Here is a 5,257-nt window from a genome sequence, read left to right as displayed (position 1 = left end):
GATAAATTATATATTAAAGAATTTACTTATTCAAATAGAAAATTAATAAATTTTATCTAAAAATAATAGGGATATTTAGTTAAAGTATATGTTGTATTATTATTTTAGTAAAATAATAAATGTTTTAAGTATACATTAATTGAAAATACAGTAAAAACATATTATTTTGTGTTATCATAATATATAATTGAAAAAGTTTACTTACACTAATATAAATTTGAGAAAAAGAGAAAATATGATATAAAAAAGCAATGAAACAACTATTTAGATTAAATAAAAGATTGAATTGTGTAGAATTTGTGATTTGCGTAATGATATCTGGAGGAAGATTTTATGAATAAATCTAATTTAAAAGAAGAAATAAAACATGGTACTATGTATTTCCCTTGTGCAGCTTATATAGTAGAAAATAAAAAAGATGGTTTATTAGCAAAATACCATTGGCATTCTGAATTAGAAATTATTTATTTTAATAAGGGCAAATTTACTCTTGAAATAGATATGGACAAGTATGTTATAGAAGATGAATGTTTTTGTTTTATAAATAGTGAAGAATTACATTTAGTAAGGGGAGACTATCCTTGTACTGAAAGTGCACTAGTATTTAATTTAAAAATGCTTAATTTTAATATGTTTGATTTAACTGAAAGTGAATTAATAACTCCTCTTTTAACAAAAAAACTAAAGATACCAAGGTTTATTTATAAAGATGATCCTGTTTTCAATGATATATATAAGGAATATGAAAAAATCATAAATATATATAAGGAAAATGTTGTTGAAAAAATATATACTAATTATAAAGATAATGTGATTCCACAAATACAAATAAAAATAGGATTACTTAGTATTTTATCAATATTATATAAAAATAATTTATTAATTAGTGATTCTGAAAACACTAATAATTATAAGATAGAATATATAAAAAAGATTATTTTATATATTAAGGATAATTATAAAAAGAAGATTTTTATAAAAGATTTAGCTAAAGAAATTAATATGAATGAACAGTATTTTTGTAGATTTTTTAAAAGTGTTATTGGAAAATCTCCTCTGCAGTACATAAATGAATATAGAATTAAGAAGAGTGAGGAATTATTAAAAGAAACAGATATGAATATTATGAATATATGTTTAGAATGTGGATTTAATAATATGGGGAATTTTATAAATACATTTAAAAAACAAACAGGATTAACTCCAATGAAATATAGAAAAGATAATATATAGGTCATAAAAGCGTAATTTAAAATCAAGAATATATAAGAAATTTATCTTATAATATCTTATTATAGATGTATAAAGAATAAAACATTGAATTTAGGAGGTTTTAGATTATGAAAAAGTGGTGGCACAATAAAGTAGCATATCAAATATATCCAAAAAGTTTTTGTGATACAAATGCAGATGGAATTGGAGATTTAAAAGGAATTATAAGTAAATTAGATTATTTAAAAGATTTAGGTATTGATATAATTTGGTTATCACCTATTTATTGTTCTCCTATGGTTGACCAAGGATATGATATTTCAGATTATTATAATATAGATCCAAGCTTTGGAACAATGGATGATATGGAAACGTTATTAGAAGAAGCAAAAAAAAGAAATATGTATATAATAATGGATTTAGTAGTAAATCATTGTTCAGATAAACATGAATGGTTTAAAAAAGCTTTAGAAGATCCAGATGGAGAATATGGAAAGTATTTTTATATAAGAGAAGGAAAAGGAGATAATCCTCCTTGCAATTGGAGATCTTATTTTGGAGGAAGTGTATGGGAAAAGATACCTAATACAAATAAATATTATTTCCATTCATTTGCAAAAGAACAACCAGATTTAAATTGGGAAAATCCAAAAGTAAAAGAAGAAATATATAAAATGATTAATTGGTGGTTAGATAAAGGTTTAGCTGGTTTTAGAATAGATGCTATTATAAACATAAAGAAAGACTTAAGTTTTCAAGACTTTGAAGCTGATGGAGAAGATGGACTTTGTGATATAAGTAAAATGTTAAACAAAGCTCAAGGCATTGGAGATATGTTAAAAGAATTAAAAAGAGAAACTTTTGATAAGTATGATGCTTTTACAGTTGGAGAAGTTTTCAATGCTAAGGAAGGTGAACTTGGTAAGTTTATAGGCGAGGATGGATATTTTTCATCTATATTTGATTTTGATATGGAAGTTTTAGGTCAAGAACAATCAAATCGTTGGTATTTAAACAAAGAATTTACTACAAATGAATTAAGAGAAGTTATTTTTAAGAGTCAACTTGAAGCTTTAGGAATTGGTTTTAAAGCAAATATTATTGAAAATCATGATGAACCAAGAGGAGTAAGCCGTTATATAAAAGCAGGAGAGTGTAATGATACTAGTAAAAAGGCTCTTGCGATTATAGAAGTAATGCGTAGAGGGATTCCTTTTATTTATCAAGGTGAAGAAATAGGCATGACAAATAATAACCTTGATTCTATAGACAAGTTTAATGATATATCTACAATAGAAAATTATGATAGAGCTATTAAAGAAGGTTTTAGTAAAGAAGAGGCTTTAAAGCTTGTAAATAAGTTTAGTAGAGACAATGGTAGAACACCATTCCAATGGAATGATAGTATTAATGCTGGATTTACAGAAGGAACTCCTTGGCTTGGTGTAAACAAAAATTATAAAGAAATAAATGTAGAATCACAACTAAATGATAAAAATTCTGTTTTAAGTTTTCATAAGGAACTAATAAAATTAAGAAAATCAGAAGAATATAGTGAAGCAATTGTATATGGTGATTTTATACCAGATTTAGAGAATTATGATAATGTTATTTCATTTTATAGAAAAGGAAAAGATAAAAATTTAATGGTAATAATAAATTATCAAAATAAAAAACAAATGATAGATTTTGAAGAAAAATATAAAATGTTAATCAATAACTATGGATATGTAGAAATTGATAATAATAAATTAATGTTAGAACCATATCAAGGTATTGTAGTAGAAATACTATAAGAAAAAGATAAATAAAAAAAAGAAGCCTGAGGCTTCTTTTTTTATTAAAATTATTTAGTTGTTTCTTTAATAGTAAAAACTGATAATGATCCAATTATTAATAGAATACCAGCAACTAAGAACATTGTAGGCATTGAAGAACCTAATAGTGGGAAAATTATAAAGCTTAAGCAAGAAGCTACAATTTGTGGTAAACAAACACTACAATTGAAAAGTCCAAGATACATACCCATATTTTTACCAGATAAAGAATTAGTTAAAATAGTTAATGGGAATGTCATCATTGCTGCCCACGCAATTCCAATTAATATAAATGAAATTATTAATATATATTCATTATGAACAAAGAATACTGAACCAAATCCTATAGCACCTAATATAAGGCTAAGGAAATAGAATGTTTTTTTACTATTATTAGGTATACGTGATAATACAAGAGACCATAAAACAGCACCAATTGATTCTACAGCTGTTAAAACATCAAACCAATTTCCAGCTTCTTGATAAGCTTGACTAAAAGGTTGTGTTGTATGCCATACATTTAATGCAACAGCTCCAGTACCATAAGTCCACAAATATTGAAATGCCATCCAACAGAAAAATTGAACTAAAGTTATTGTCCAAAAAGTTTTTGGAGCATTAATAAGTAATTTTATAATATTACTTTTTTCTTTGGTTTCGTTTACATTAATACCATGATATGATGCATATTCTTCAGGTGAATATTCTTTAACTTTGAATACTGTAAATAGACAACAAATAATTAAAATAGCAGCTCCTATATAGAAAGATATTATAACTGATTTAGGAACAACTCCTTTTGAAGCAGTATTTGAAACTCCGATTAAAGTTAATATAAATGGAAAAATACTAGCTAATACAGCACCACTATTTGAAAGAAAACTTTGAATTGAATATGCAAAGCCTTTTTGTTTTTCATTAACCATATCTCCAACCATCATTTTAAACGGTTGCATAGCAACGTTAGAAGCAAGATCTAAAACTAAAACAGTAATCGCACCAAAAAGTAAAGCAGCTACAGAAGCATATCCAAAACCAAAGCTTCCTGAGTTTGGCATTAAACACATAACGATTACAGCAGCGACAGAACCTATTATTAAATAAGGAATACGACGACCAATTTTGGGTATCCATGTTTTATCTGAGAAATATCCTACTAATGGTTGAACAATTAAACCAGCAAGTGGGGGTAAAATAAAGAAAAATCCTAAATTATCAGGGCTTGCCCCTAAAGTTTGAAATATACGACTCATATTTGAAGTTTCCAATTGAAATGCCATTTGGACTCCTAAGAAACCAAAGCTTATCATCCAAATAGTACTAATTGGCAGGTTAGGTAATTTATTTTTTGTATTTACTTCGTAATTTGATTTACTCTTTTGTTTCATATAAATTTCCTCCTATTGTTTAATAAACTCTATAAAAAGTTACTTAAAATGCATTTGAAGTATTATGTATAACTATATTTTATAACTTAACTTTAAAAACTTCTTACGATTTATTGACTTGAAATTACACTTTTTTTACTTTTTTTAAACGTTTTACTAAAGCAATATTGTGATTATATAGAATAAGAAAGATAGTTTTTTATTTCGAATTGATTGAAAATACAATAAAAGTATATTTTTTATGTTATCATAATATATGGTCGAAAATTCACTTGTATTTATAATTAAATTTAAGAAAGGAGAGAAAATAAAAGTAAATATGAGACAAAATATAATAAAACAACTATTTAGATTAAATAAAAGACCAGCTTCTATGGAAAAGGTAATTTGTGCAGCGATATCTGGAGCTTTTCCAATATTAATTGGAATTTTATTGGGAAACATAAGATATGGATTAATAGCTTCTATAGGTGGATTTACATATTTATATGTGTTTAATGAACCATATGCTAGACGTGCTAAAAAGATTTTGTTTGCAGGTCTTGGCATAACCTCATGTGTTGGTTTAGGATTAGTTCTTAGGACATATCCTATGATATCAATACTAATAATAGGTTTAATAGGATTTTTTGTAACATTTGTATTTAGCGTTTTAAAAATGATAGGACCAGCAACAATATTTTTTGTTATGAGTTTTAGTATGGTTTCAAATATGAATATAAAAACATCACAAATTCCAATCGTTATTGCATTAGTATTTTTATCTAGTGTATTTTCATGGATATTAAGTATGATTGGATATTTATTTAATCCACATGGTCCAGAAATAAATAAAGTTAA

General features: G+C 25.4%; 3 protein-coding genes and 1 pseudogene. 3 read left to right on the top strand and 1 reads right to left on the bottom strand.

The features are described 5' to 3' along the window. Positions 1 to 333 precede the first annotated feature (333 nt). Complete coding sequence (locus SPJ33_RS10085) at positions 334 to 1,233, top strand: AraC family transcriptional regulator (RefSeq protein ID WP_321117835.1); 900 nt, start codon at positions 334 to 336, stop codon at positions 1,231 to 1,233. A gap of 107 nt (positions 1,234 to 1,340) precedes the next feature. Continuing rightward, positions 1,341 to 3,008 (top strand): alpha-glucosidase, encoded by a 1,668-nt coding sequence (locus SPJ33_RS10080; RefSeq protein WP_321117834.1) that lies wholly within the window; start codon positions 1,341 to 1,343, stop codon positions 3,006 to 3,008. 50 nt (positions 3,009 to 3,058) lie between these two features. Here the strand turns inward: SPJ33_RS10080 and SPJ33_RS10075 are convergent, their stop codons facing one another. Further along, positions 3,059 to 4,417: an SLC45 family MFS transporter gene (locus tag SPJ33_RS10075; protein WP_321117833.1), complete on the bottom strand. Its 1,359-nt coding sequence runs from the start codon at positions 4,415 to 4,417 to the stop codon at positions 3,059 to 3,061. A gap of 319 nt (positions 4,418 to 4,736) precedes the next feature. On the opposite strand from SPJ33_RS10075, the pseudogene SPJ33_RS10070 reads away from it, so the two are divergent. After that, a pseudogene (locus tag SPJ33_RS10070) lies at positions 4,737 to 5,257 on the top strand (FUSC family protein); the annotation flags it as partial.

It is taken from the genome of Clostridium sp., assembly GCF_034179595.1.
Taxonomy (GTDB): domain Bacteria; phylum Bacillota; class Clostridia; order Clostridiales; family Clostridiaceae; genus Clostridium.
Note: the sequence above shows the minus strand (reverse complement) of the source record. Positions and strands in the feature narration are given on the sequence as shown.